Genomic DNA, 25,979 nt, shown 5'->3' with positions numbered 1-25,979 from the left:
TTTTTCAGGTCGTTACTTGCTATAATTGCGAAAATTAAGTTATTTAGAGAATGACCATGAGAACATGCGGTGTAGAAATTACCGGTAGCGACGTGCTGCTGTGTATTTTAACGAAAGATAACGATGTGTTTGATATCCGTGATATAAGACAAACTCGCTTTACCTTAGCGAACGGCAACGACACGGAAGTGATGCGTAAATTTCAATTTGATTTCAGAAAATTAATGCAAGACTATCAAATTGATTCTGTAGCAATTAAAGAACGTCAGCCGAAAGGTAAGTTTGCTGGTAGTGCAAAAGGTTTTAAGATGGAAACGGCTATCCAACTGATTGAAGAACTAGACGTAGAAGTATTAAGCGCAACGACAATAAAAGAACAGTTAAAACGTAACCCTCTACCTATCGCGTTTGAAGATACAGGTCTTAAAAAGTTTCAAGAAAATGCCTTTATTAATGCCTACGTTTATTTGATGCGTAAAACCTACAAGCGAGATGAAGCCTAACCATTTATCAATACTTGAAAAACGTGCTTATGCACGTTTTTTGTGCCTGTAAAAAGACCATCCTTTCCTCCCAACTTAGAGCTACACTCTGTACATTAGTCTTATATCGCTTTCATTTGTCGACAATCTATGCTTAGTTAAACATGTAAGCTAATGCTATGCGAATATTCAATAAATTGATTTAGCTATTTTCGCATCAAGTCCACGACAACATTCAATAGGACACGGAGAACACAATGCAAGCAAACAATATACATGGTAACAGTCTTCCATTAACACAAAGCTATTTCCAAGGCGCTACTGACGTTCCCTTAATTGATAAAACAATAGGTCAGTATCTTGACGCTATTGTCGACAATAACCCAGAACATCCTGCTATTGTTGTTAATCATCAAAACATTCGTCTGACATACAAAGAATACCAACATCGAATTAATCAACTCGCTATGGGGCTACTCTCGCTTGGCGTTAAACCAGGAGACCGTGTTGGTATCTGGTCCCCTAATAATATTGAATGGTGTTTAACGCAATTCGCTACCGCAAAAATTGGTGCCATTATGGTATGTATTAACCCAGCATATCGCCCCAGTGAATTAAAATATGCCCTTAACAGCGTTGAGTGCTCAACACTTATTACCGCGAGTGAATTTAAAGCGAGTAATTATATAAGCATGCTTAATGAACTTGCCCCTGAGTTAAAAAACTCACATGCAGGTGAGTTAAACCTAAACGCCCTTCCACATTTAAAAAACATCATCCGTATTGGTGATAAGCCAGCTCCAGGAATGTTCAGTTTTGATGATATAATGCAACGCGCTACAGATGCTCATAAACTCGAACTCGATGCGATTGCAGCTACGTTGAATTGCGAGCAAGATATCAATATTCAATTTACATCAGGTACCACAGGCAACCCAAAAGGCGCGACCTTATCGCATAAAAACATTCTCAATAATGGCTTTTTGATGGCTGAGGCTATGAAACTGACATATCAGGATAAACTCTGTATTCCTGTGCCTCTGTACCATTGTTTTGGTATGGTGTTAGGTAATTTAGTGTGCATTAGTAAAGGTGCAACAGCGGTCTTCCCAAGTGATTCATTTGATCCTAAAACAACCCTTGAAGTGGTAGAAAAAGAACGTTGTACCGCTCTTCATGGCGTACCGACTATGTTTATAGCAGAATTGGAACACAAAGAGTTCGCTCAGTATGATTTATCTAGCCTACGAACGGGCATCATGGCCGGTTCGACATGCCCTGAGCAAGTTATGCGCAAAGTTCATTCACTAATGCATATGACAGAAGTCGTGATTGGTTATGGGCAAACTGAATGTAGCCCGATTAACAATGTGACTGAAACTGACTCACCAATTGAAAAGCAAGTGAGTACTGTCGGCCGCGCTCTAGCCCATACCGAGGTGAAAATTATTGATGAACTGGGTGATATTCAACAGATTGGTATCCCTGGCGAAGTATGTAGCCGCGGTGCGGGTATCATGCGCTGCTATTGGAACGATAAAGAGAAAACGGATGCCACCATTGATAAGGACGGCTGGTTACACTCTGGAGATTTAGGGGTAATGGACGAAGAAGGGTTTGTTTCTATCGTTGGTCGCATTAAAGATATGATTATTCGTGGTGGTGAGAACATATATCCACGAGAAATCGAGGAGGTACTTTACACCTACCCAGGTATCCAAGATGCCGCAATTTTTGGAATTAGCGATGAAAAATATGGCGAAGAAGTGTGTGCGTGGATACAACCACAGGATGATGCAGTACTAGATGAACAGGCCATTCGCACATTTTTAAAAGACAAGCTTGCCTATTTTAAAGTACCAAAGCACATTCACTTTGTCGATGAATACCCAATGACAGTCACAGGTAAACTACAAAAATTCAAAATGCGTGAGCAAATGCAGGAGTTGCTCAGTGAAAAAACATTCTCGTAATTAAGAGATAGCTAAAGCTCTGCATTATCGAGCTTTAGCTAAAAACGCACTTTTATTTATCTAAAATAGTCTCATAGCCACCATATATCATGCGTTTTCTGTAAATAGCATGGGGTTGTTTTCAGATCTCAGCTATACAACGCCTTGTTTCATCATTGCTTCTGCTACACGCTCGAAACCTGCTATGTTAGCGCCAAGGCTTAGATCATCTTCATGAGAGTACTGTTTCGCTGTAGTGGAAACAGTATCGAAGATAGTCCTCATAACTTGTTGGAGTTTTTCATCGACTTGCTCTGGTCGCCATGTTTGCATACTAGCATTTTGTGCCATTTCAAACTGACTAGTTGCCACACCACCTGCATTCGCGGCTTTACTAGGTCCAAGGTAAACTTTATGCTTTTTAAAAACAGTCAGCGCTTCTGCAGTGCTTGGCATATTTGCACCTTCACATACGATTAAACAGCCATTCTCTACAAGTGAAGTCGCATCATTTTTAGTAATTTCATTTTGAGTTGCACAGGGTAAAGCGATATCAGCTTCATATTGCCATACTTTATGACCATTGTTTGGGTACTGATTAACGGGTGTGAACTCAGCTTCAGAATGTGTGTTTAGGTAGTCTCGAAGCTCAGCTCCTTGTTCTGTTTTTAGGTGTTTAACAAGCTCAACATCTAAACCATCTTTGCAGTATAAAGTCCCTTTTGAATCGCTACAGGTTAAAACGATAGCGTCACATTGGCTAAGCTTATCCATCAAATGGAGTGCGACATTACCTGCGCCTGATACGAGACAACGCTTTCCTTGTAAAGAGTCATTTTTAGCATCAAGCATAGCACTTAGAAAATAAGCTATGCCATAGCCTGTCGCTTCAGCTCTTAATGCAGCCCCCCCCATCAGCAAGGGCTTACCCGTTAGCACCCCTTGAAACTGATTAGTTATGCGCTTGTATTGGCCGAATAAATAGCCTATTTCTCTTGAACCTACGCCAATATCACCCGCTGGTACATCCGTTGTAGCACCAATGTGCCTATATAGCTCTGTCATGAAAGATTGGCAAAAACGCATAATCTCGTTATCACTTTTCCCTTTCGGGTCAAAGTCTGCACCTCCTTTTGCGCCACCTAAGGGTAAACCCGTTAACGCATTCTTAAGGATCTGTTCAAAGCCTAAGAACTTAATAACTCCAAGGTTTACGCTGGGATGAAAACGTAGACCTCCTTTAAAAGGCCCAAGAGTAGAGCTAAACTCAATACGATACCCCCTGTTAACGTGCACATTCCCGTTATCATCAAGCCATGGAACTCTGAACATGATTTGTCTTTCCGGTTCAACTAATCGCTCAATAATGCCCATTTTTTTATAATCATTATGTCCATCAACGACACGCTTTAGAGATGATAGTACTTCTTCAACAGCTTGATAGAACTCAGGTTCGTTAGGGTTAGATTCCTTTACTGTTTGCAGAATTCCTTGTAGATATTGCATGCCAACTCCTCTATTAAGCTATTGAAATTACTCGTTACTAATTAAACTCTATTTAGTAAAAAATCGATCACTTTGAATGATAAGTGAAGACTACTCTATAAAAATGGTTTAAAAGGTCAAGTAATCATGTGCTAAAGCCACTCGCTAAGTTAACTTTATGCTAGCGCATATTTTTTGTTGTGGATATGAATGAAAAGCGAAGACATTTTAACGCTGCTAAAAGAGAGTTAATTTTACAAAATAGCTTTGTCGAAATGCGAATTAGGATCATTCATAGCGCACATTAATGTACGCTATGACGCCTAATGACTTACTTATTAGGCCACTCAAATGCGCCTACATCCCCTGGGAATACAACTGGGGATTCAATTCCGTCTTTGTTCACGGCTGCGACACCAAAATAGTAATTATCGATCACGACATTGTTAAGGGTGGCTTCGGTTACCTTGCCAACGTCACGGCTAAACTGCCACTGTGGTTCACTGGTATAACGCCAATAAATTTTATAGCTAACCACAGTTGGATCATCACTTTTATGCCAAGCTAGTGTTGTGCTTGGCTTTACAGCACCTGAAATACTGACACCTGTTGGCGGTGCGGGTGCCCACGCCATTGACGCCATAGTCACAGCATTTAACGAGGTTAATTTAGCCGCATAGGCAAAATCAACATGATCGATGGTGTCACCGTAAGTGATACCATTTTCAGTACGTAGGTCTTGATGCTGTTGATTGTAGTTTTCATTAGTTTCCATAATGCGCACCGCTGCAAAGCCAGCATCGTTGAATGGACGATGATGCCCTCCTCGACCAAATCGATCGAGTCGATAGACCAACATGGTATCGAGATTTTCAATATATCTATCGGCAATTGTATCAATGTAGCGTGCAAGGTTACGACTTGCAGAGTCGACTTCACCACCGGTAAAACGGCGTTTATTAGCTTGTTCTTTTGTTTCTATAACGCGTGTACCTTCTGAGAAGATACGTGCTGTTGTGTTATCTGTAACACCATTAATGCCGGTTGAATTACCAATCATGTCGTTATTTAAAACACCATGAACACGCCAGTGATGCTCTTGTGCATATTTAGCTAAAATTTTACCACCAAACAAGCCTTGTTCTTCACCAGATAGTGCAGCATAAACAATCGAGCCATTAAATTTATACTTTGATAAAACACGCGCAGATTCAAGCACACCAGCCACACCGGATGCATTATCGTTAGCCCCTGGCGCATCTGATTTATAGTCCATTACATCAGAGACTCTCGAATCAATATCTCCCGACATCATGATCATGCGATTTTCATAAACTTGGCCGCGCTGAATCGCCACGATATTGACAACCTCTACTGGGTTTGGAATACGCTTTTCACCAGAAATAGTGTCTTTTACTTCGATAATTTCTAAGCAATTACCACAGGCTTTTGAAATGGCCTCAAACTCAGATTTTATCCAGCGCCTAGCCGCACCAATACCGCGCGTATTCGATTTCGTTTCTGATAAGGTGTGACGAGTACCAAAATCAACCAAGGTTTGAATATCTTGCTCTATACGCGTTTTTGAAACTGCATTTGCAATATCATGCAAAGCTTGTTGACCTTTGTATTGAGGTGTCGTGGCATGCACTGCCGCTGCCAATAACAGTGATGAGCTAAACAAAGCACCACTTGTTGTTATTATTTTACGCTTAAACATAGTTTCACTCCTTCAATGAATCATTCAAGGCTAACTACTATTTTTTTTCGCACAATAGTTATGAGTCAGAAAACAGATTATCAGGTTAAAACAATCATTGAACAGAACTTAAGTGTGAGTCCGATACGATTACTTATCAGCCTAAATAGCCGTTTTCTCTTAAAACTACTCTGGCTTTACATTGGGAAGCTTTATTCCACTGTGATAAAAAACGGCTTGGTTTCCCCCTGCTTTTTTCGCATCATACATTGCCTTATCAGCACATTGGATTAAATATTCAGCATCACCATAATGCTCAGGGAATAAAACCACACCAATACTTGGCGAGTAGCTTAGTAACTCATTATTATATTCAAGAGGTTTGCAAATCTCTTCACGCAATAAATCAACGACTTCGACAACATCTTGCTTATTACTAATACTATTTAAAATAACAACAAATTCATCTCCCCCTAAGCGCCCTACACTATCTTCTTTTCTAAGTTGGTGACGAAGACGCATCGCAACTGTTTTTAATAGCTTGTCGCCCGCTGCATGACCATGAAAATCATTTACTTGTTTAAAACCATCTATGTCAATAAAGAGGACAGCAATAATTGTCGATATCGTATTAGCAACAGACAATGACTCTTCTAGCTCAGAAATCAAAAAGCTGCGATTAGGTAAATCTGTTAATGAATCATGTCCTGCCATATAAATCAGTTTTTGTTCGAGGTTCTTTTGCTCGGTAATATCATAAGCTATTGCCACCCTGACTTGTTTTTCTTCAGACCAGTAAACTGACCATAAAACATGTACAATACGGCCATCTTTTCTAACCCATCGATTTTCAAAACGAGGAGGATGATTATTTATAACAATTTGATTAACGGCATTGATAGTTTTAGTCCTGTCTTCTGGGTAGACAAAATCTAACATATATCTACCGATGGCTTCTTCAGGGGGATAGCCAAAAATAGTTTCAAAGGCAGGGTTAGTAAAAAGCAAGCAGCCCTTTGCATCTACTACACAAACAGCATCTAATAAAAGCTCAATAATATCAGACAAGTATTCAGGCGTTTCTTTCTTCATAAGCGACTTTCAAGCTGACTATAAACTGAGTATAGCCTAAACCGAGCAAGTAACTGAGCAATTAAGTAGTAATTGGGTACAACTTTTTTGATAAAAAAGTAGATAAAATACAAAAAAATACAATGCCACTTAAATCAGCCAGTAAATCAACAAGATCAAAAGTACGCGTGGCGATAAAGTATTGACTGAACTCCTCCAACACAACAAAAGTAAACACAATTAAAGCAGCCCAATATATTTTAAAGCCCCCAATAACACTGGCTTTGAACTTAAACGCTAAGTTTATAAATAGTGTGAGCAATCCAAATAATAAAAAATGCCCAAGCTTATCGCCATACGGTATCGCAGCAACTAAATCAAAAAACACCGATTTCTGACCTGTATTAGCAAGGTAAATAACCCAACCGATAAACCCAAAAAAACCAATTGCTAATAGAATAAGAAAACGTTGAAACATCTATTTACCGTGCCATATGAGAAGTTAAAAACAAAAACTGATAAGGAATGACTTTACTCCAATAATGCCAATCATGAGTGCCTGGGCGTTCGATATAATCATGCCGAATACGCAGATTTAGCATCGCTTGATGCAAGGCTCGGTTTTGTTCAATAAAAAAATCATCAACGCCAATATCAAGCATGATGGGAAGATCGTCAGCGCTCTTTTTCCATGCTGTATTACCTGCTGCAATTTTATGAAGGTTATTAACGATAGCGATGCTATCCCACCTTGCTTCATTTTCAGCATAATTGCCAAGCACCTTGGTAAGATCAAACTCTGCACTAAAAGGTCTTACATCGACCCCCGCAGACATCGCTGATACAGCTGCAAACCGATGAGGGTGATTTATCGCGATATGCAGTGCACCAAACCCTCCCATCGATAACCCTGTGATTGCTCGGCCAGTTTTAGACCGGTTAGTCGAATAATTAGAATCGATATAGTCTACAACGTCTTCAGCAATGTATGTTTCATATTGCGATGTTTTGTCGACCTCAGAATCTAAATACCAAGAGCCAAAGTTACCATCTGGGTTAACAACGATAACATTATATTGGTCAGCAAGTTGTTCAATGTTAGTGAGCTTTGTCCAATCAGTGTGATTACCACTAAAGCCATGTAATACGTAAACAACATTATAGTTTTTAGATTCTTCGTAGTTATCAGGTAAAGTAATTGTCAGCGGTTTTTCTATCGCGGTCTTCTTACCTTTAAAGGTGAAAGTGCCTGTTTGATAAGCACTTATAGGTAAGCTGATCATGAGTGCAAATAAGCTAAGCCGTTTTTTCATGGTAAGTTCCTTTTTCTTATTATAGTTCCATGGTAATTAAGATATGTAAACACTTGAATCATGATGTATTTTAATAGTTTTTTAGGTAAATCAACTGCTAAAAATTCTGCTCAGTGATATAGTTAGGCAATCTTACTTTGAAAAGTGTCGTGTATGTATCGTTTATTTGAACGGATGATAAATCCATTTCCAAAAGAGCAGCCTTCCCAGCCACCCAATACGTTATTTGCATTTTGCCGCCATTATACTCGAGGCATGGAGTTATCACTGATACTGATGTCTCTAAGTGCTGCAGCTTTGGCTATTTTAGAGGTGTCGCTCTTTAGCTACATGGGGCAACTAGTTGACTGGTTAGGCCAATACACTCCAGAGACATTATTTGACCAACAAAAGTCAGAGTTAATAAAAATGGCTGTCGTATTATTGATTGTTTTGCCAATCGTCGTTTTTTTTCACTCTGCAATTTTACACCAAGCCTTGCTTGGTAATTACCCTATGTCGATCCGTTGGTTAGCACACCGTTATTTGCTGCGACAAAGTATCGGTTTTTACCAAAATGAGTTTGCCGGACGAATAGCAACGAAAGTGATGCAAACATCACTGGCAGTGCGTGAATCTGTCATGAAGCTACTCGATGTGTTGATGTACATTGTTGTTTACTTTGGCGCTATGGTGTTTCTCGTTGCAGACTCAGATTGGCGCCTAATGATCCCGTTATTAGTGTGGTTACTCGTCTACGCCGCTATACAAATGTACTTTGTACCACGATTAAAAAAGATCGCGAGTTCACAAGCTGATGCTCGCTCGGAAATGACCGGCCGAGTGGTAGATAGCTATACGAATATCTCCACCATCAAATTGTTCTCATACACACAACGCGAAGAACAATATGCCAAAGATAGTATGGATGTTTTTTTACAGCCTGTTTATCAACAAATGCGCTTAGTAACGAGCCTAAATTTTTCTATCAATACATTAAACTACCTTCTTGTGTTTAGTATTGCTGCTTTGTCTTTGTACTTATGGTCGATTAGTGCAATATCAGTGGGGGCAATTGCTATTGCCGTAAGCTTATCACTTCGCTTAAATGGCATGGCTCAATGGATTATGTGGGAGATCAGTAGTCTATTTGAGAATATTGGTACAGTGGCTGATGGTATGAAAACCCTATCAACACCCATTGATGTCGATGATAAACCAAACGCAGACACTTTAGCTGTAACGCAAGGTGAGATTACGTTTGATTCCGTACAGTTTAACTATGGAAAAGCAGCAAATGAAACCCACAGAGGCCCTGTTATCAATGGATTGGACCTTACTATCAAGCCTGGCGAAAAAATAGGTTTAGTTGGCCGCTCTGGTGCGGGGAAATCCACACTCGTTAATCTGTTACTGCGCTTTTATGATGTTGATTCCGGCTCCATTAGTATAGATGGCAAAAACATTGCCAACGTAACTCAAGAAAGCTTACGCAAACATATTGCAATGGTCACACAAGATACGTCCTTATTACATCGTTCAGTCAAAGATAATATCCTCTATGGACGACCTGATGCCTCTGAACAAGAAATGCTAGCAGCAGCAAAACAAGCAAAAGCAATTGAGTTTATTGAGGACTTAGAAGACAGTAAAGGCAATAAAGGTTTTGCTGCACAAGTCGGTGAACGCGGTGTGAAACTGTCAGGAGGGCAGCGTCAACGTATCGCCATAGCGCGTGTATTATTAAAAGATGCCCCTATTCTTATTTTAGATGAAGCAACCAGTGCTTTAGATTCAGAAGTAGAAGCTGCTATTCAAACAAGTCTAGATGACTTAATGACAGGCAAAACGGTTATTGCCATAGCCCATCGTTTATCAACAATTGCACAAATGGATAGGCTCATAGTACTTGATGAAGGCGGCGTCGTTGAACAAGGCTCTCATGAAGAACTAATCCAAAAAGGGGGTATTTACGCTGCACTTTGGTCACATCAAACCGGTGGTTTTATTGGTGTAGAGTAGCTCTATCAGCGTTTTTTATATGAACATCTAAATTTTCTCGCTCCGCAGCTAAGTCCGCAGCCAAAGTTTAGATGTTCGTTATACCAATTCGCTTAATCATACATCAACGAGTCTACATATATAAAGTAAAGCTCGCTTGCTTGAGTCACTACAAAGCGTTACCATTGCGCCTAAAATAAACACAAAATAATGGATTATGAAACATTTATTCTCGCTTTTAATTCTCACAGCCTCTTTCTCTGCGCAGGCTGACACGCCCTACTTCGGTGTTGATTACATGCTCAGTGATATTGAGATCAGCAGCGAAAGTGCCAAACCAACAGCCACTTTTTTAAGAGCTGGGGTAAGTAACAAAAATATGGCATTTGAAGCTCAATACCTCGTTTCAAGTAATGATGATGATATCTACAATATAAATTTCGATATTGATAAAAGTGTTGGTCTTTATTTTGTAATGCAATCAAATATCGTCAATGGTTTTGGCCTAGATGTTTCATTGGGCTATGCGAAAACTCAAATGAAAGTAACTTCAACTTCCCAAGAGCTTCCTAGCGACTATGACTACGATGGTTTTGCATGGGGCGTCGCAATACATCAAGAAGTGCCTTACATTAAAAATACACATGTAAGACTTGCTTACCAGTCTTTGTTTGAAGGCGATGATGTTGACATCAGTGGTGTAACGCTAGGTTTCACCTATCAATTTTAAGTAGTCAGTTAAAAGGAATTCCATGAAAAAAATATCGAACATTACAAAGCTGTCAACTGTTGCTCTTATTGTTACTTCAATTCTAGGTTGCGGCTCAGAGACTGACTCATCAAAACTAGCAAAAGAAGTTGAGCTAGAAAAGCTTCGCGAAAATGGCACTATTATTGAGACAGTCAGCATCGAAAATAGTCAGGTTCGACTCAAAGCGGGTGAAACGCATCAGTTAATCGCAACCGGCATTGATAGCAACGGCGATTCGAGAGATATTACTGACGAGTTAACTTGGCAAACAAGTGATGAAACCATCGCGAAAATTAGTAGTAGCGGACTCCTAACAGCACTAAAAAATGCTGACTCTAGTCAAGGGCTGTTAACCATAACGGCAACCACTATTAACGATATTTTTGATGAAGAGGAAATTTCTATCAGTGATGTGGCAGCCTCGTCAATTTCGTTAAAACAAATAGCTCCCGCATCAGGGAGCATTAACACCTGTATGCCAGCTAGAATATCGGCTGATATTACCTATGCTGATGGGTATATCGCCCAAAATAGTATTAGAGGTGTTACTTTTAGTATTGATGAAGACTCCACAGCTAGAATAAATAACCAAGGCATCATTTATACCTCTGCTGCAAACATAGAAAACACAACCGTTACTGGAACAATCAATAATGTTTCAGGAGAGTTGGTTGTTACTGCAGATCCTGTCAATTTAGAAAGTTTAAATCTAATTGTTGCGGAAGAAACAGTGGACGAGATCACACTGAATGTTGGCGAACAAATCCAACTCGCTGCGCAAGCAACTTATGATGAAAGTGTTTCTAAGCAAGCTGTTAATATCAACCCGAGTGTCAATTGGTCTGTGATCAATGCAGGCTTAGTTGGGCTTTCAGAAAATGTCAGTACTGATGAAGGTGACAATGCAACTATTTTAGCTTTAAAACCAGGCGTAACGCAGTTAATTGGTTCGTGTGGTCCAAAACAAAAAATAGCGACATTGGTGATAGAAGGTAATGACGATCTCAATTCTATTCAGATAAACGAAGGCAATAGCGAATATACAATCTCATCATCAGAGTCATTAGATTTGCAATTAACAGCAAATTATAATTCAAGCCCACAGTCTTTAAATGTCACTGAGTTTGCTACTTGGAGCACGAATGATAGCAACTTAATAACAGCCAAACTAATCAACCCTGGTACTCAGCAGGCGGCTTTTAGAGTAACGAGTAAGGCTAATAATTTAGGTACCGCAGTTATCACTGTGACATATGACTCGCTGGTAAGCAGTACCCTCATTAACATCGAGTGACCATAAATAGGGCTCTTTTACTAAAAGAGCCCTTCTCTATTAATACAGCAGACGTATTCCTACCAGTACAAGCATTGTAATATTAGATACCAAACCAATTAAGAAGAAATAGCTGCGTGGGCTTGGGTTTTTCTCAGTGGCTATCGCGTAATAAAGCACCATATGTATTACTCTTGCTACAACATATACCCAAACACAAACAGCAAAGACGCCACTAGTCAGGTTTAGTGTAAAAGCCAGTAAAATAGTCCCTACAAATAAGGGGCTATTTTCCAATGTATTCATAAAAGTGCGATGGGCACGAAATGTGAAACTCTCATGGCTCAATTCAGGTTCAAGCTTGCCAGGGATTGCCCCCGCTCGTTTTGCCTTTGAAACAGTTGCCACCAACCATTGAACCAGCAGCATTATGAGGTACGCGTAGAACGCAAAATATACAGTTAACGATAATTCGGTCATTTATTGCTCCTTCAAAGTAGTCTAAACAATAGAAGCAAAAAGCGAACCAAAATAACACATTGAATAATATACCTTTTTAATAAATAAAATATATTTAAATCTACAATTTACTTGGTTATGTATAAACTTTTCATAGTCGTTAAATAACCTTTTAGTAGTGATTGTCTATCCTTGATGCACTATTTGATTAATCGTTAATGCATCAAGTTGCTCAAATAATTGTTGTTGATAGTCATCACAATTATTAGTGGCAACAAAAGTAAATACGTTTTTATCAGGTAGCTGCTTGAATAGCTCATAGCTGTAACTGTTTGATCCATTATAGGAAATTAGTTTGTTACTGAGTATATCTTTCTCTAGCAATAAGATGAGCTGTGATCGGTAGTATTGTGTCGTAAAAAACCCTTGCCAGCACTATTTTTAAATTGAACCTATATCAAAGTCGGTATTCTCAGCAAGCGTGGTTTGCTGTTTTCTATTTTGCTAAACCACTGATAAAAAATACAACACTCAACTACATTAAAATCACTATGGATCTACCTACGTTATGTGATATTTCCATAAAAGAAAGTTGTAACTGTTCACCTATTTTACTTTACCCTGCTCTTTAGTCCCTATACCCTTTGGTTCAATCTGTTGAACATGTGTTTTTTGGTACTTTTCACCTTAATAAAACAACATTCTAATAATAAAAGGTTTTTTATGCGCTTAGGACCAGGACTTCTTGTCACTGCCGCCTTTATCGGCCCAGGCACCATCACCACAGCAAGTGTAGCCGGTGCTAATTTTGGTTTTGCTTTGATATGGACGTTACTTTTCTCTGTTATTGCCACCATTCTACTTCAATCTATGGCTGCTCGCTTAGGTGTGGCAACTGGGCATGATTTAGCATCAGCTTTAAGAACAACGATTCAAACACCCGTTTTTAAAGCTTTAGCAGCTATTTTAGTAATCAGTGCCATAGGTATTGGTAGTGCTGCTTATGAAGCGGGTAATTTGACTGGTGCAAGTTTGGGTCTGCAAGAAATTGTTCCTTCTGTTAGCCCATTACTATGGACTCCACTGATAGCAATTCTAAGTGCTGTACTTTTATATACAGGTAAACATAAGGTAATAGAAGGCGCATTAATTGTTCTCGTTGTACTAATGAGTATAGTGTTTATATCAACTTTAGTAATGGCTGCACCGTCTTTAACGGCGATTTTAAAAGGCTTCATTCCAAGCCTACCTGAAGAATCAATCACAACTGTACTGGCATTAATTGGCACGACAATTGTGCCCTATAATTTATTTTTGCACTCAGGTGTCCTTGCCGAAAAACATGATAAAAATAATGACATGCAAAAAGTAATAAAAGAAACAAATCTTGATACTGGTATATCGATCACGCTTGGTGGTGTGATCACCTTAGCAATTTTATCGACTGCTTCCGTGGCTTTTTATGGTACTGAAGCTGGCAAAATATCTGCAGCTAACATGGCCGTACAACTCGAACCTTTATTAGGTTCAATGGCTCACTACTTCTTTGCACTTGGTTTGTGCGCAGCAGGCCTAACAAGTGCTATAACCGCCCCTCTAGCAGGCGCTTATGCTGTGTGTGGCATGCTTGGCTGGTCAACACAAATGAGTAACACGCGTTTTAAACTTGTTGCAATTACTATTTTACTGTTTGGTGCATTTGTTGCTTCGCTCGGTCTTGACCCTGTCGCTGTTATTATTTTTGCACAAGCAGCTAATGGCCTCCTGCTACCTATTGTAACGGCGTATTTGGTATGGCTAGTCAATCAAAAAACTGTAATGGGAGATTACACCAACTCTATGCTAGTAAACCTAGTGACATTACCCGTACTTGTACTTATTTTTGGATTGAGTAGCATCAAGTTGTTTAGCTTGATTTTTTAAATACTTATCTAATTGCAACTTTTGAAAGTAGCCTTTAATAATAATCCCAATTATTGAGGGTTACTTAGTGCAAGCATTAAAAAAATCATCAGTAGAAATTATAATTTGTTGTTTGTGCTCGCTAACATTCTTTTCAATCTCTTCTCGGTCTAACATAATAGTACACCCTTTTGCATTGGTTGCCTCAACCATAGATAAATCCTCATCTATTTTTGTAATAACCAATGATGACTGCCTATATTCCCAAGCACTACTATCATTAGACTCTATAGGCATAAGTTCCAAAACCTGTGTTCCATACTCATTTATAAACGTTAGCTTTACTTGAATAGCTTCGTCAGTGCTATTCTTAATAATACCCCAATAAATATTTGTACAAGCATTTAACAAGCTTCCAAAAAGTAATATCAAAATATATATTTAAGGTATTTTCTCAAGCTATCCATTTTATCTGTGAGCTCCAAATTTATCTTTTGATATCTATCCATTGCTATAGAGTCTAGACTATTGATTATTGATTTGTCGATTGTTTTATGGAGGTGCTCTTCGAAGATATCGAACGTAAGTGAGTTTGTTTGCGAGTATGTTGCTGCTAAATCCATATTATATTCCATTATCACTATACAATTTTTGCTAGTAGTGTTTTATCTAGCAATCTTAGTTAATTCCTTTAACTTTCTTAATATACCTCTACGACTATTTTTTGTAAAAAAAGCAAAAAGATTACAGGTACTTGTAAGCTTTAAAACCAATTTATTTACTTTTATAAAAAAGCCGCTATTCATAAAAACAACGGCTTTCTTATTTTTAAGGCTTAAAGCTAATAAGCTTAGGCTTTACCAATCACTTCTAAGCCACCCATATATGGGCGTAACACTTCTGGTACAACAATAGAACCATCAGCTTGTTGATTATTCTCTAAGATAGCAACAAGCGTACGACCAACCGCTAAACCTGAACCATTTAGTGTATGAAGTAGCTCTGGCTTTTTCTCGCCTTGACGACGGAAACGCGCTTGCATACGACGCGCTTGGAAATCAACCATGTTTGAACATGATGAGATTTCACGATAGGTGTTTTGTGCAGGTAACCAAACTTCTAAATCGTAAGTTTTTGCTGCGCCAAAGCCCATATCACCGGTACATAGAATCACTTTACGGTAAGGAAGTTCTAATGCTTGTAAGATTTGCTCAGCGTGACCTGTAAGCTCTTCTAGCGCTTGCATTGAATCTTCTGGTTTTACTAGTTGTACTAATTCAACTTTGTCGAATTGGTGTTGACGAATAAGACCACGTGTATCACGGCCATAGCTACCTGCTTCACTACGGAAACATGGTGTATGCGCTGTTAAACGAATTGGTAAGTCGCTTTCGTCGTAGATTTCGTCACGAGCACTGTTTGTAAGCGGTACTTCAGCTGTAGGAATTAAGCTAAAACCAGGTTGTTGCTGACCGTCATCATCCACTAAACCTAGAGTGTGGAATAAGTCACCAGCAAACTTAGGTAATTGGCTTGTGCCGTATAAACTTGCGCTATTTACTAGGTAAGGCACATACATTTCTGTGTAGCCGTTTTGCTCTGTGTGCGTATCCAGCATGAACTGCGTAAGAGCACGGTGCATACGGGCAACTTGGCCGCGCATAACAGTAAAGCGTGCGCCACTGATTTTAACGCCCATTTCAAAATCTAGGCCGTTTACGTCTTGACCAACATCAACGTGATCTTTTACTTCAAAGTCGTATGACTTAGGCGTACCCCAGGTTGAAATTTCAACGTTTTGGTCTTCGTCTTCACCAACGGGTACAGACTCATCAGGTAGGTTTGGAATAGCAAGTGCAATTTGCTTAAGCTCTTCGAGTACTGCGTCTTGCTCTGCTTTAACGCTGTCTAGTTGGTCACCAAGAGTACTTACTGAATCAAGAAGCTGTTGTGCTTTTTCGTGCTCGCCTTTCGCTTTTGCTTGGCCGATAGCTTTGGAACTTGCGTTACGCTCACTTTGAAGTTCTTGCGTTTTTACTTGTAATGTTTTGCGCTTTTCTTCAAGTGCAGTTACCGCTGCAATATCAAGGTCGAATCCACGAGTTGCTAAGCGTGCAGCCGCTTGTTCGATATCTTGACGTAAATATTTAGAATCTAACATGTTTGATTTTTAACCTTTTTGCATTACCAGCTGAAGGCCCAGCCAAGCCATAAATATACACACCACCACGTTTAAGGTGATATTGAGGGCCATTTTAAAAAAGTGACCTTGTTGCAATAGCAACAACGAATCCATTGAGAATGTTGAAAAGGTGGTCAATGCACCTAAAAAGCCAATACCAATTAAGGTTTTAGCGGGGCTAACAGCGATTATTTCTCTTTCAATCAAGCCGTATAAAATGCCCATTAACAATGAACCAAGAATATTAACTGTCAACGTGCCAAAAGGGAATCCCCTACCGAGCAGTTTTAGCATGGTTTCGCTAAGAAAATAGCGTAAACATGCCCCAGAAGCACCGCCCATTGCAATCATCATGTAAAGTTTCAAACTATTCATAACGTTTAATATCACTTTGCTCGTTGCGCTGAGTTAAATAGTCCAGCTTTTGTTTGATTTTTTGTTCAAGCCCGCGATCGGTTGGGAAGTAATACTGACGATCATAAATAGCTTCTGGGAAGTACTTTTCGCCCGCTGCAAAGGCACCTTCCTCATTGTGTGCATACCGATATTCTGCACCATAGCCCAAATCTTTCATTAAGCTAGTTGGTGCATTACGTAAATGCTCTGGCACCGGATGACTCGGCTCATTTTTAGCATCTTGCAGCGCTTGGTTAAACGCCATATACACAGCGTTACTTTTCGGCGCACTGGCTAAGTAAATGGTGGCTTGTGCTATAGCGCGCTCACCTTCACTTGGGCCAACACGTTGAAAAATATCCCACGCATTGAGTGCGACCTCCATTGCTCGCGGGTCGGCATTGCCAATATCTTCTGTGGCAATCGCTAATAACCGCCTAGCTACATAAAGCGGGTCGCCGCCACCTGCTAAAATACGGCAATACCAATATAAGGCACCATCAGGTGAACTACCACGCACTGACTTATGAAACGCGGAAATTAAGTCGTAAAACTCATCGCCGCCTTTATCATACTTGGCTAAATGAGTTGGCAGTACTTGGCTTAAAACATGTTGATCAACAAGGTATTTGCTCTGCTGCTCAGTGGTTAAATCAACCGCTTGTTCTAACAAGTTAAGTACTTTACGCGCATCGCCATCACTTGCTTGGCAAAGCGCTTGTTTGGCGTTATCAGCAATTTCTATGTGTTTTTGGCTAAGCTCCACATCTTCACGTAAAGCGCGCTCGATTACGGTAAATAAATCAGCTTGCTCAAGTGCTTTTAATACATATACACGGGCACGAGACAGTATCGCGTTGTTAAGTGCAAATGATGGGTTTTCGGTGGTTGCGCCTACAAAAATAAAGGTACCGTCTTCGATATGGGGTAAGAATGCATCTTGCTGAGATTTATTAAAGCGATGCACTTCGTCTACAAACAATAACGTCCGTTGCCCTCGCCCTGCAAGATTTGCTTTCGCTTCGCTTACTGCCTCACGAATATCTTTTACACCTGCTGTGACCGCCGACATTTGAATAAGGCTTGCATCGGCATGATTCGCAATAATTTGCGCTAAGGTGGTTTTACCAACGCCAGGTGGTCCCCACAAAATGAGGCTGTGGCATCGACCTGCAAGAATGGCTTGGTAAAGGGGTTTATCGGGACTTAAAAGGTGCTGCTGACCTATGTAGTCATTCAGTGTTTCGGGTCGCATGCGCGCCGCAAGAGGGCGCACATCAGGACCAAAATTAAATCCGAGGTTACTCAAGCCTTAATCACCTTGGCTTTGGTCGTCAACTTCAACGCCTTCAGGAATGGTAAATTCAAAGGTCTGAGTTGCAAGTGCTTCGTTTACTTTAGCGTCTTTAAAGGTAAATAAAGACTGCTGACCTGAGGTATCTAGTACTGTAAGTGATGCAAGGCCCTGCTGTTGAGCATTAAAGCGAATGTCTAACTTTTCAACTTGGCTCTCAACGCCTTTGTTTGGCGTGACGCTAAAGCCTACATCCGTTGCCACAACTTGGTATTTAGCCCATTGCTCTGGATCTTTTGAGGTCAACAATACAAACGGTGTTGAATCAATCAAACTGTGAGTATTCATAATAGTGACTTGTTCAGCAAAGCTGTCGAAGTAATACGTTTTATCACCATTTGATACAAACAAGGTATCGTCTGGGCTTTGTTGTTGCCAGCGGATCATCATAGGCTGCTGAAGGGCAATATTCCCCTCACCTTGCATGATAGCTTCACCTTGTGAATCGGTCACTTGCTGTGAAAACTCTGCTTTAAAACTTTTAATCGCAGCCAGTTGTTGTTGCAATGCTTCGCTGTCGTCTGCAAAACTTTGGCCACTTAATAAACAGCCCATAATTAAGGCTAGGTATTTAAATTTTTTCATTAATTTGCTCCACCATTTGGCACTAAGACTTCGCGTGCACCGTTGTGTCCCGGTGCGCTAACAATGCCTGATGTTTCCATTTGTTCAACTAAGCGTGCTGCGCGGTTATAACCTACGCGAAGTTTACGCTGTACACTCGATACCGACACTTTGCCGGTTTCAATTACAAATGATACTGCTTCATCGTAAAGCGGATCTGACTCTTCATCACCGTCTTCACTGGTTTCTCCTGGTAGTAAAATTTCCTCTGCGGCATCACCACTTAAAATTTCATCTATATAATTTGGTTTGCCACGTTTTTTCCAATCATCTACAACCGCGTGAACTTCGTGGTCGTCTACAAATGCACCATGCACACGCACTGGGACGCTAGTCCCCGGCGGTAAGTAAAGCATATCACCCATACCTAGTAAGTTTTCAGCGCCTTGCTGATCTAAAATAGTACGCGAGTCAATTTTACTTGAAACCTGGAACGCCATACGGGTTGGAATATTCGCTTTAATTAAACCTGTAATAACGTCAACCGATGGTCGCTGTGTTGCGAGTACTAAGTGAATACCTGCAGCACGGGCTTTTTGCGCGATACGTGCAATCAGCTCTTCCACTTTTTTACCCACGATCATCATCATGTCGGCAAATTCGTCAATCACCACCACAATACTTGGGAGTTTATCTAGCTCTTCAGGGCCATCGGCCATGCCATCGGTGTCTTTAAAAAGAGGATCGAGTATTGGATGACCCGCTTCTTTGGCATCACGTACCTTCTGGTTGTAACCTTTTAAGTTACGCACCCCAAGTGCCGACATCAGCTTATAACGGCGTTCCATTTCGCCTACACACCAACGCAATGCATTGGCTGCTTCTTTCATGTCGGTCACAACTTCACATAATAAATGTGGGATGCCTTCGTACACAGAAAGTTCAAGCATTTTCGGGTCGATCATGATCATACGTACATCATCAGGGCCCGATTTGTACAGTAAGCTTAATATCATTACATTAACGCCCACTGACTTACCTGAACCTGTCGTACCAGCAACAAGTAAATGTGGCATTTTGCCAAGATCAGCACAGACTGGCTCGCCAGCAATGTCTTTACCTAACACCATAGTCAGTGGTGATGGGTTTGATTCAAACTTAGGCGCGTTAATAACTTCGCTTAGACGCACTATTTCACGATGTTTGTTCGGCAGCTCTAAACCAACATAGGTTTTACCTGGAATAACCTCTACTACACGCACACTGACAGCAGACAATGAACGCGCTAAATCTTTTGCTAAGCCAGTGATTTTAGCCACTTTAATACCCGGCGCTAAATCAAGCTCAAAACGTGTAACAACAGGGCCTGGGTATACACCTACAACTGCTGCTTGAATATTGAAATCAAGGAGTTTGGTTTCAACTAAACGCGAGATACCGTCAAGCTCTTCTTGTGATAACGGATTCTTCGCTTTATCTGGGCGGTCTAATAAATCAAGTGACGGTAAAGGATTAGTCGGCGGCTCTTCATCTAATAACGCTTCAAATTTTTCTTTTGCCGTTGGTGGTGGCTGATACGCGGGCTTTGGCTTGGGCATTGGTCGCGCAGGTGATACGACTGTGGTAGTCGGTTTTTCTGGTTCAGCATCTACCACAGGACTTTGGTCAAGCGCATTCAGTGCCGAGACGGTGTCGAAGGACTCATCATCAAGTGCACTAAAACCTATTTCTTGATCCAAAATATCATCAAGCTCATCGAACCCCTCAAACTCGCTATCTGGCTTTTTAGTCTCGCTCGATGGTTTTTGCTTAGCTTCACTCTCTTTATTAAAACTGATTGACGGCTCGTTATCTGGCTCAACAAAGTTAGCATCTGACTCAGTCTCTGTTACAGGCTTGATAGCTTCTTTCTCGCGATGTAACCACGCAGATAATTGTTCACGCAAGAAATAGAAAGCTTGCATGACCCACTTACCCACAAAATCAACAAATTGAACCCATGACACACCGGTTAAAAGTGTTAAACCGGCAAAGAAGAAGCAGAGTAAAAGAATCGAAGTACCAGTAAAATTAAACGTTGGCATCATCGCTGAGGCAATGATATCCCCCACTACCCCGCCAGATGAGAAGTTATAAATATCATCAAAATTTATACTACTGATTGCTGTCGCTGACGTTATAAATAAAGCGAACCCGATAACTCTTAACGACAATGTGGTGTAGTCAAGCTGGAAAATACGATGTGGTTGTTTAAACAGTAAATAGCCGAACAATTGGATAGCGGCAGGCACTAGATAAGCTAACCAGCCAAATGTAAGCAGCAAAATATCTGCTACCCAAGCACCTGCAGTACCTGTTATATTTTTTACATTGACGAACTCACCAGTTTGCGACCATGATGGGTCGGCCGGATCAAAACTAATTAATGCACATAAAATAAATACTGCCGCAAAGGTACTAATAATTAGCCCTGTTTCTAGCAGTCTTTGAACACCATTTAGGCGCATAGCTCCCTATTCCTTATTATTCTTTACAACTGATCGGTTAGCAGTGAAATACCTTAGCAGGAAATGCCGTTTTATGCACTTTATCTTAACCTTGATGGACTGATAATGAACAAGTTTTTATAACTCTACCTGCATTTTAACAGCTTAAGCAATATATGGGCGAATAATCACGCCTTGCTCACCTTTCACTTCTTCCATAACTACATAAGTACGACTTTCACTGACATTAGGGAGCTTTAACAAGATATCCCCTAAAACATTGCGATACTCTGACATATCGTTAACACGTGTTTTTAATAAAAAGTCAAAGTTACCTGACACTAAGTGGCATTCAATGATTTCATCGTGTTTTTTTACAGCAGCATTAAATTCTTCAAATACATCGGGTGAGGTTTTAGTAATAGTCACTTCAACATAAACAGACAAACCTTGCCCAAGCTTAGCAGGGTCAACAACAGCTTTATAACCTACTATATAACCTTCCCTTTCGAGCTTCTTTACACGCTCTAAACAAGGAGTGGCACTTAGCCCTACACGCCTTGCTAACTCTACGTTAGAGATCCGACCATCAAGCTGCAATTCCATCAAAATTTTACGGTCAATTCTGTCAAGTAATTGATGCATAGTGCTAACCAGAGTTTTAAACCATTAAAAAATATATTTTAGATTATATCACTAGATAATACACAAAAAAAGGTGAGACACACTGCCTTGTCATGAATATAATAGTCGAAAATTTCATCCCGTTCTATTAAGGCGAAAAATTATGATTATTGGTGTACCTAAAGAAATTAAAAACCATGAATACCGTGTAGGTATGGTTCCTGCGAGTGTTCGTGAATTAGTAAACCATGGCCACCAAGTGTTTGTTGAAACTGATGCAGGTATGGGCATTGGCTTCACTAATGAAGACTATGTTATTGCAGGTGCTGAAATTCTTCCTACAGCAGCAGACGTTTTTGCTAAAGCTGAGATGATCGTTAAAGTAAAAGAGCCACAAGCTGTTGAGCGTGCAATGTTACGTGAAGACCAAATTCTATTTACTTATCTTCACCTAGCACCAGATCTTCCACAAACTGAAGACCTAGTTAAAAGTGGTGCAGTGTGTATCGCTTACGAAACAGTAACTGATGCACGTGGTGGTTTACCTCTTCTTGCTCCTATGAGTGAAGTTGCGGGTCGTATGTCTATTCAAGCGGGTGCACAGGCATTAGAGAAATCTAACCACGGTCGTGGTATGTTACTTGGTGGTGTACCAGGTGTTGAGCCAGCTAAAGTTGTTGTTATCGGCGGTGGCATGGTTGGTCGTAGTGCAGCGCAGATGGCTGTTGGCCTAGGTGCTAACGTGGTCGTTCTTGATCGTAATATCGATGTACTCCGTGCCCTAGACGCGCAATTTGGTAATAAAGTACAAGCGATCTACTCTACTGCTGACGCATTGGAAAAACACGTACTAGAAGCTGACCTTGTAATCGGTGGTGTATTGATCCCAGGTGCAGCTGCGCCTAAACTTGTAACTGCTGAGCACATTAAAGCAATGAAACCTGGTTCTGCAATCGTTGACGTTGCAATCGACCAAGGTGGTTGTATTGCAACATCTAAAGCAACAACTCACGCAGATCCTACATACATCGTTGATGACGTTGTTCACTACTGTGTTGCTAACATGCCAGGTGCTGTTCCACGTACTTCTACGTTCGCACTTAATAACGCAACATTACCATTTATCATCAACCTTGCTAACAAAGGCTACAAGAAAGCGCTTCTTGACGATGCACACTTCTTAAAAGGCTTAAACGTGATCAAAGGCCAAGTTACTTATAAAGAAGTAGCTGAAGCATTCAACATGGAATATGTTGACCCACGTACAGCGGTTGAAAATGCTTAATTAGCATTTTGACACAAAAAAAGCAGCGAATTCGCTGCTTTTTTTATACCTGTTTATTATTGAGATTAAATAAACCGCTTGATTATAAAGTCGACCTTTACACGCTTAGCTTGCCCAAGTAACTTTTTAACTGGCGAAGGATAATCGTCCATTGTTTCTAAGTCCTGCGGCCCTGTCAGTCGACGACAGTGGGTTAAAATGGCTTTTTTCTCTTGCTCAATCTGTGGCAATATGCGTTGCTCAGGATCATCAATTAAAATACCATTCTCGATATCTAATCCCCACGCACGAGGGTTTAGATTATGACCACTCAATAAATGAGTACGATTATCTCTGCAAATTCCCTTCAAATGAAAAGAGTTGCTTTCATGCTTCCACAGATAGACATTTAAGTTGCCATTGGCAATATGACGCTTTTGAGATTTTAAAAACTTATATAAAATCGTTTCATATAAATACGGTAATGCCCCAATTTTACTAAACGGCTCGCTGGGTGGAAGGTAAAAATCATTCGCCGTTTTATCGCCTACCACAATAGTCACTTGTTTACCTTGTTTTAATAATCGACGTAACGAACGCAGTAACGGCGCAGGAAAATTAAAATAGGGTGTGTACAGAACTAACTCTTGCTCTGTGGTATCAAACAAAGACTTTATTAAACGGTTTAGCTTATTACTACGGCGACCGAGGCCCAAAAATAGCCGAACCCCCAATTGTGCAGAACTTGCTTCACTAGCACTGTTATAGCTGGCAGATTTAAGCTCTCGCATGAGCTGCTTTTGCGCTACTTTTATATCATTAAATTTTGTTAAGGGACGGCGATCGAGACGCGGGACAGCTTCAGAGCTCAGTAGGTACGTATGTATAAAATCAATAACCGAATTACATAAGCCAGCTTGATTAACAAGAAAATAACGGTCAAGGCGATATTTATCATCTTGTTGTAAGTAAACGTTGTTTAGGCTTGCTCCGCTGTAAAGCAGAGTGTCATCAATAACAAAACCTTTTAAATGTAGTACGCCAAATAGCTCTTTCGCCTTAACCGGCACACCATAAACTTGCACATTAGATTGAAACTCTTCAAGAAAGTCGCAATACATGCTGGCGTTACCCTCTGATTTTGCAGCGCCTATTAAACCTCGTTGCGCGCGATGAAAATCTACCAACACCTTTATATCTAATGCGGGATTAGCCAAAGATGCTTCATGTAAAGCGCTGAGTATTTCACGTCCTGCTTCATCATCTTGCAAGTACAACGCAGTAATATAAATTCTTTTTGTCGCTGTGCGAATTAGTCGTAATAACTCACTGCGATATTCTTTTGCATTGGTTAAGACTTTTATATCTTCTGTAGTCAGCCCAAATGCGGGCTTTTCCTGCCAAAATACCATAGTTGCCTGTTCGGTTGTTTAGCTCTTGTGTGTAAGCTAATATCAAAATTAGCTAAAACATACCAAAAAAAAATTGCTTGGTCATGAATAAACGTACTTTGTTGGTGCAATACATTGCTTTGTGATTATTTAATAACCAAAACCAAGCTTTAAACTCTACTAATAGAGTATTTACTTAATAAGTACGTACTGCTGTTTTGACTCGTATATTTACTTATACATACTTTTTAAGTAAGGATTATTTGACAGCTTTGCGATTTCTGCAAAAAAATAATCGGCCCTTTTGTTTACATCCGCCTTGTTTTTCTTAGAATCGGGCGCATTAACAATCGTATTAAAACGTATTTAGGAAAAACCATGACGAACGCAAAACATTGTAAACTTCTCATTCTAGGCTCTGGCCCTGCTGGTTACACCGCAGCTGTTTACGCTGCCCGTGCCAACCTTAATCCGGTTCTTATTACCGGCATTCAACAAGGTGGACAATTAACAACCACTACAGAAGTTGAAAACTGGCCGGGTGATGCTCATGGTCTAACGGGTCCTGCGTTAATGGATCGAATGAAAGAACATGCTGAGCGCTTTGAAACAGAAATTGTTTTTGATCATATTAACAAAGTAGATGTATCTAAACGCCCTTTCACATTAACTGGTGACTCTGGTACGTATACGTGCGACGCTCTTATTATTGCAACAGGTGCTTCGGCAAAATACTTAGGCTTAGAATCTGAAACGAACTTTCAAGGCCGTGGTGTTTCAGCGTGTGCAACCTGTGATGGTTTCTTTTATCGCGGTCAAAAGGTAGCGGTTGTTGGTGGTGGTAATACGGCTGTTGAAGAGGCGTTATACTTATCTAATATTGCAGAAGAAGTTCATGTAATTCATCGTCGTGACAGCTTCCGTAGTGAAAAAATCTTATCCGATCGCTTAAAAGAGAAAGCACAGAACGGTAATGTAGTTTTACACTATAACCGAACTTTAGACGAAGTATTAGGCGATGAAATGGGTGTGACAGGTATCCGCATCAAAGCTACAGATTCGCAAGAAACAGAGAACATTGACCTTGCTGGTGTGTTTATCGCAATCGGTCACAAACCAAATACCGACATGTTTGAAGGTCAGCTTGAAATGAAAGACGGCTATTTAGTTGTTGAATCTGGCTTAAACGGTAACGCAACACAAACAAGCGTACCAGGGGTGTTTGCTGCAGGCGATGTGTCTGATCACATTTACCGTCAAGCTATCACTTCGGCAGGTACAGGTTGTATGGCAGCACTTGATGCAGAGCGTTTCTTAGATAACCTATAATTTTTTTAATCTAACACAATAA

The 25,979-nt window shown here is 40.3% G+C and carries 23 protein-coding genes; 8 read left to right on the top strand and 15 right to left on the bottom strand.

The window, feature by feature from the left end:
• Window positions 1-56 precede the first annotated feature (56 nt).
• Together L3V41_RS12685 and L3V41_RS12680 are read left to right on the top strand one after the other, a co-directional pair.
• Complete coding sequence (locus L3V41_RS12685; RefSeq protein WP_062569160.1) at window positions 57-503, top strand: DUF3010 family protein; 447 nt, start codon at window positions 57-59, stop codon at window positions 501-503.
• A 236-nt stretch (window positions 504-739) separates the two neighbouring features.
• A complete protein-coding gene (locus tag L3V41_RS12680) occupies window positions 740-2,455 on the top strand; it encodes an AMP-binding protein (RefSeq protein ID WP_062569161.1) in 1,716 nt (571 codons plus the stop codon).
• Window positions 2,456-2,587: 132 nt separating this feature from the next.
• Here L3V41_RS12680 and gdhA read toward each other — a convergent pair whose 3' ends face one another.
• The 5 genes from gdhA to L3V41_RS12655 all read right to left on the bottom strand — a co-directional run bounded on the left by gdhA (window position 2,588) and on the right by L3V41_RS12655 (window position 8,002).
• On the bottom strand, window positions 2,588-3,940 hold the full coding sequence (gene gdhA / locus L3V41_RS12675) for an NADP-specific glutamate dehydrogenase (protein ID WP_237127867.1): 1,353 nt from the start codon (window positions 3,938-3,940) through the stop codon (window positions 2,588-2,590).
• Between the two features lie 310 nt (window positions 3,941-4,250).
• A complete protein-coding gene (locus tag L3V41_RS12670) occupies window positions 4,251-5,639 on the bottom strand; it encodes a M28 family metallopeptidase (RefSeq protein ID WP_237127866.1) in 1,389 nt (462 codons plus the stop codon).
• 165 nt (window positions 5,640-5,804) lie between these two features.
• Complete coding sequence (locus L3V41_RS12665; RefSeq protein ID WP_193988858.1) at window positions 5,805-6,710, bottom strand: diguanylate cyclase; 906 nt, start codon at window positions 6,708-6,710, stop codon at window positions 5,805-5,807.
• Window positions 6,711-6,771: 61 nt separating this feature from the next.
• The gene (locus L3V41_RS12660; protein ID WP_237127865.1) at window positions 6,772-7,167 is read right to left on the bottom strand and encodes a VanZ family protein; all 396 of its coding nucleotides are present in this window, start codon (window positions 7,165-7,167) and stop codon (window positions 6,772-6,774) included.
• 4 nt (window positions 7,168-7,171) lie between these two features.
• Window positions 7,172-8,002, bottom strand: a complete 831-nt coding sequence (locus tag L3V41_RS12655; protein ID WP_237127864.1) for an alpha/beta hydrolase family protein — start codon at window positions 8,000-8,002, stop codon at window positions 7,172-7,174.
• 153 nt (window positions 8,003-8,155) lie between these two features.
• On the opposite strand from L3V41_RS12655, the gene L3V41_RS12650 reads away from it, so the two are divergent.
• The 3 genes from L3V41_RS12650 (at window position 8,156) to L3V41_RS12640 (ending at window position 12,027) form a co-directional block, all read left to right on the top strand.
• Window positions 8,156-10,003, top strand: coding sequence for an ABC transporter ATP-binding protein (locus tag L3V41_RS12650; RefSeq protein WP_237114120.1), 1,848 nt, complete (start codon window positions 8,156-8,158; stop codon window positions 10,001-10,003).
• Between the two features lie 196 nt (window positions 10,004-10,199).
• Window positions 10,200-10,712, top strand: coding sequence for an outer membrane beta-barrel protein (locus L3V41_RS12645; RefSeq protein WP_237114121.1), 513 nt, complete (start codon window positions 10,200-10,202; stop codon window positions 10,710-10,712).
• A 22-nt stretch (window positions 10,713-10,734) separates the two neighbouring features.
• Entirely contained in the window at window positions 10,735-12,027 is a 1,293-nt protein-coding gene (locus L3V41_RS12640; RefSeq protein ID WP_237127863.1) for an Ig-like domain-containing protein, read from the top strand.
• A 39-nt stretch (window positions 12,028-12,066) separates the two neighbouring features.
• On the opposite strand, the gene L3V41_RS12635 is transcribed toward L3V41_RS12640, so the two are convergent.
• The gene (locus tag L3V41_RS12635) at window positions 12,067-12,486 is read right to left on the bottom strand and encodes an MAPEG family protein (RefSeq protein WP_237127862.1); all 420 of its coding nucleotides are present in this window, start codon (window positions 12,484-12,486) and stop codon (window positions 12,067-12,069) included.
• 165 nt (window positions 12,487-12,651) lie between these two features.
• Window positions 12,652-12,849 (bottom strand): hypothetical protein, encoded by a 198-nt coding sequence (locus tag L3V41_RS12630; protein ID WP_062569169.1) that lies wholly within the window; start codon window positions 12,847-12,849, stop codon window positions 12,652-12,654.
• Between the two features lie 339 nt (window positions 12,850-13,188).
• On the opposite strand from L3V41_RS12630, the gene L3V41_RS12625 reads away from it, so the two are divergent.
• On the top strand, window positions 13,189-14,388 hold the full coding sequence (locus L3V41_RS12625) for an Nramp family divalent metal transporter (RefSeq protein WP_237127861.1): 1,200 nt from the start codon (window positions 13,189-13,191) through the stop codon (window positions 14,386-14,388).
• A 60-nt stretch (window positions 14,389-14,448) separates the two neighbouring features.
• Here L3V41_RS12625 and L3V41_RS12620 read toward each other — a convergent pair whose 3' ends face one another.
• The 7 genes from L3V41_RS12620 to lrp all read right to left on the bottom strand — a co-directional run bounded on the left by L3V41_RS12620 (window position 14,449) and on the right by lrp (window position 21,994).
• Window positions 14,449-14,799 carry a hypothetical protein gene (locus tag L3V41_RS12620; RefSeq protein WP_193988866.1) on the bottom strand — a complete coding sequence of 117 codons (351 nt, stop codon included), beginning with the start codon at window positions 14,797-14,799 and terminating at the stop codon, window positions 14,449-14,451.
• Window positions 14,800-15,217: 418 nt separating this feature from the next.
• Window positions 15,218-16,528: a serine--tRNA ligase gene (gene serS, locus L3V41_RS12615; RefSeq protein WP_062569174.1), complete on the bottom strand. Its 1,311-nt coding sequence runs from the start codon at window positions 16,526-16,528 to the stop codon at window positions 15,218-15,220.
• Window positions 16,529-16,537: 9 nt separating this feature from the next.
• A complete protein-coding gene (gene crcB, locus L3V41_RS12610; RefSeq protein ID WP_083515309.1) occupies window positions 16,538-16,924 on the bottom strand; it encodes a fluoride efflux transporter CrcB in 387 nt (128 codons plus the stop codon).
• The gene (locus tag L3V41_RS12605) at window positions 16,917-18,254 is read right to left on the bottom strand and encodes a replication-associated recombination protein A (RefSeq protein ID WP_237127860.1); all 1,338 of its coding nucleotides are present in this window, start codon (window positions 18,252-18,254) and stop codon (window positions 16,917-16,919) included. The genes crcB and L3V41_RS12605 overlap by 8 nt, the downstream gene beginning before the upstream one ends.
• Window positions 18,255-18,257: 3 nt before the next feature.
• Window positions 18,258-18,884 (bottom strand): outer membrane lipoprotein chaperone LolA, encoded by a 627-nt coding sequence (gene lolA, locus L3V41_RS12600; RefSeq protein ID WP_237127859.1) that lies wholly within the window; start codon window positions 18,882-18,884, stop codon window positions 18,258-18,260.
• Complete coding sequence (locus tag L3V41_RS12595) at window positions 18,884-21,370, bottom strand: DNA translocase FtsK 4TM domain-containing protein (protein WP_237114126.1); 2,487 nt, start codon at window positions 21,368-21,370, stop codon at window positions 18,884-18,886. The genes lolA and L3V41_RS12595 overlap by 1 nt, the downstream gene beginning before the upstream one ends.
• A 144-nt stretch (window positions 21,371-21,514) precedes the next feature.
• The gene (lrp, locus tag L3V41_RS12590; RefSeq protein WP_062569178.1) at window positions 21,515-21,994 is read right to left on the bottom strand and encodes a leucine-responsive transcriptional regulator Lrp; all 480 of its coding nucleotides are present in this window, start codon (window positions 21,992-21,994) and stop codon (window positions 21,515-21,517) included.
• A 142-nt stretch (window positions 21,995-22,136) separates the two neighbouring features.
• Between lrp and ald the strand changes: the two genes are divergently transcribed.
• Window positions 22,137-23,258 (top strand): alanine dehydrogenase, encoded by a 1,122-nt coding sequence (gene ald, locus L3V41_RS12585; RefSeq protein ID WP_062569179.1) that lies wholly within the window; start codon window positions 22,137-22,139, stop codon window positions 23,256-23,258.
• Between the two features lie 65 nt (window positions 23,259-23,323).
• Here the strand turns inward: ald and pssA are convergent, their stop codons facing one another.
• Window positions 23,324-24,649 (bottom strand): CDP-diacylglycerol--serine O-phosphatidyltransferase, encoded by a 1,326-nt coding sequence (gene pssA, locus L3V41_RS12580; RefSeq protein ID WP_237127858.1) that lies wholly within the window; start codon window positions 24,647-24,649, stop codon window positions 23,324-23,326.
• A 357-nt stretch (window positions 24,650-25,006) separates the two neighbouring features.
• Between pssA and trxB the strand changes: the two genes are divergently transcribed.
• Window positions 25,007-25,957 (top strand): thioredoxin-disulfide reductase, encoded by a 951-nt coding sequence (trxB, locus tag L3V41_RS12575; RefSeq protein WP_237127857.1) that lies wholly within the window; start codon window positions 25,007-25,009, stop codon window positions 25,955-25,957.
• Window positions 25,958-25,979 lie beyond the last annotated feature (22 nt).

This window comes from Pseudoalteromonas sp. L21 (genome assembly GCF_021728035.1).
In the GTDB taxonomy this organism is placed as follows: Bacteria; Pseudomonadota; Gammaproteobacteria; order Enterobacterales; family Alteromonadaceae; genus Pseudoalteromonas; species Pseudoalteromonas arabiensis.
Note: the sequence above shows the minus strand (reverse complement) of the source record. Positions and strands in the feature narration are given on the sequence as shown.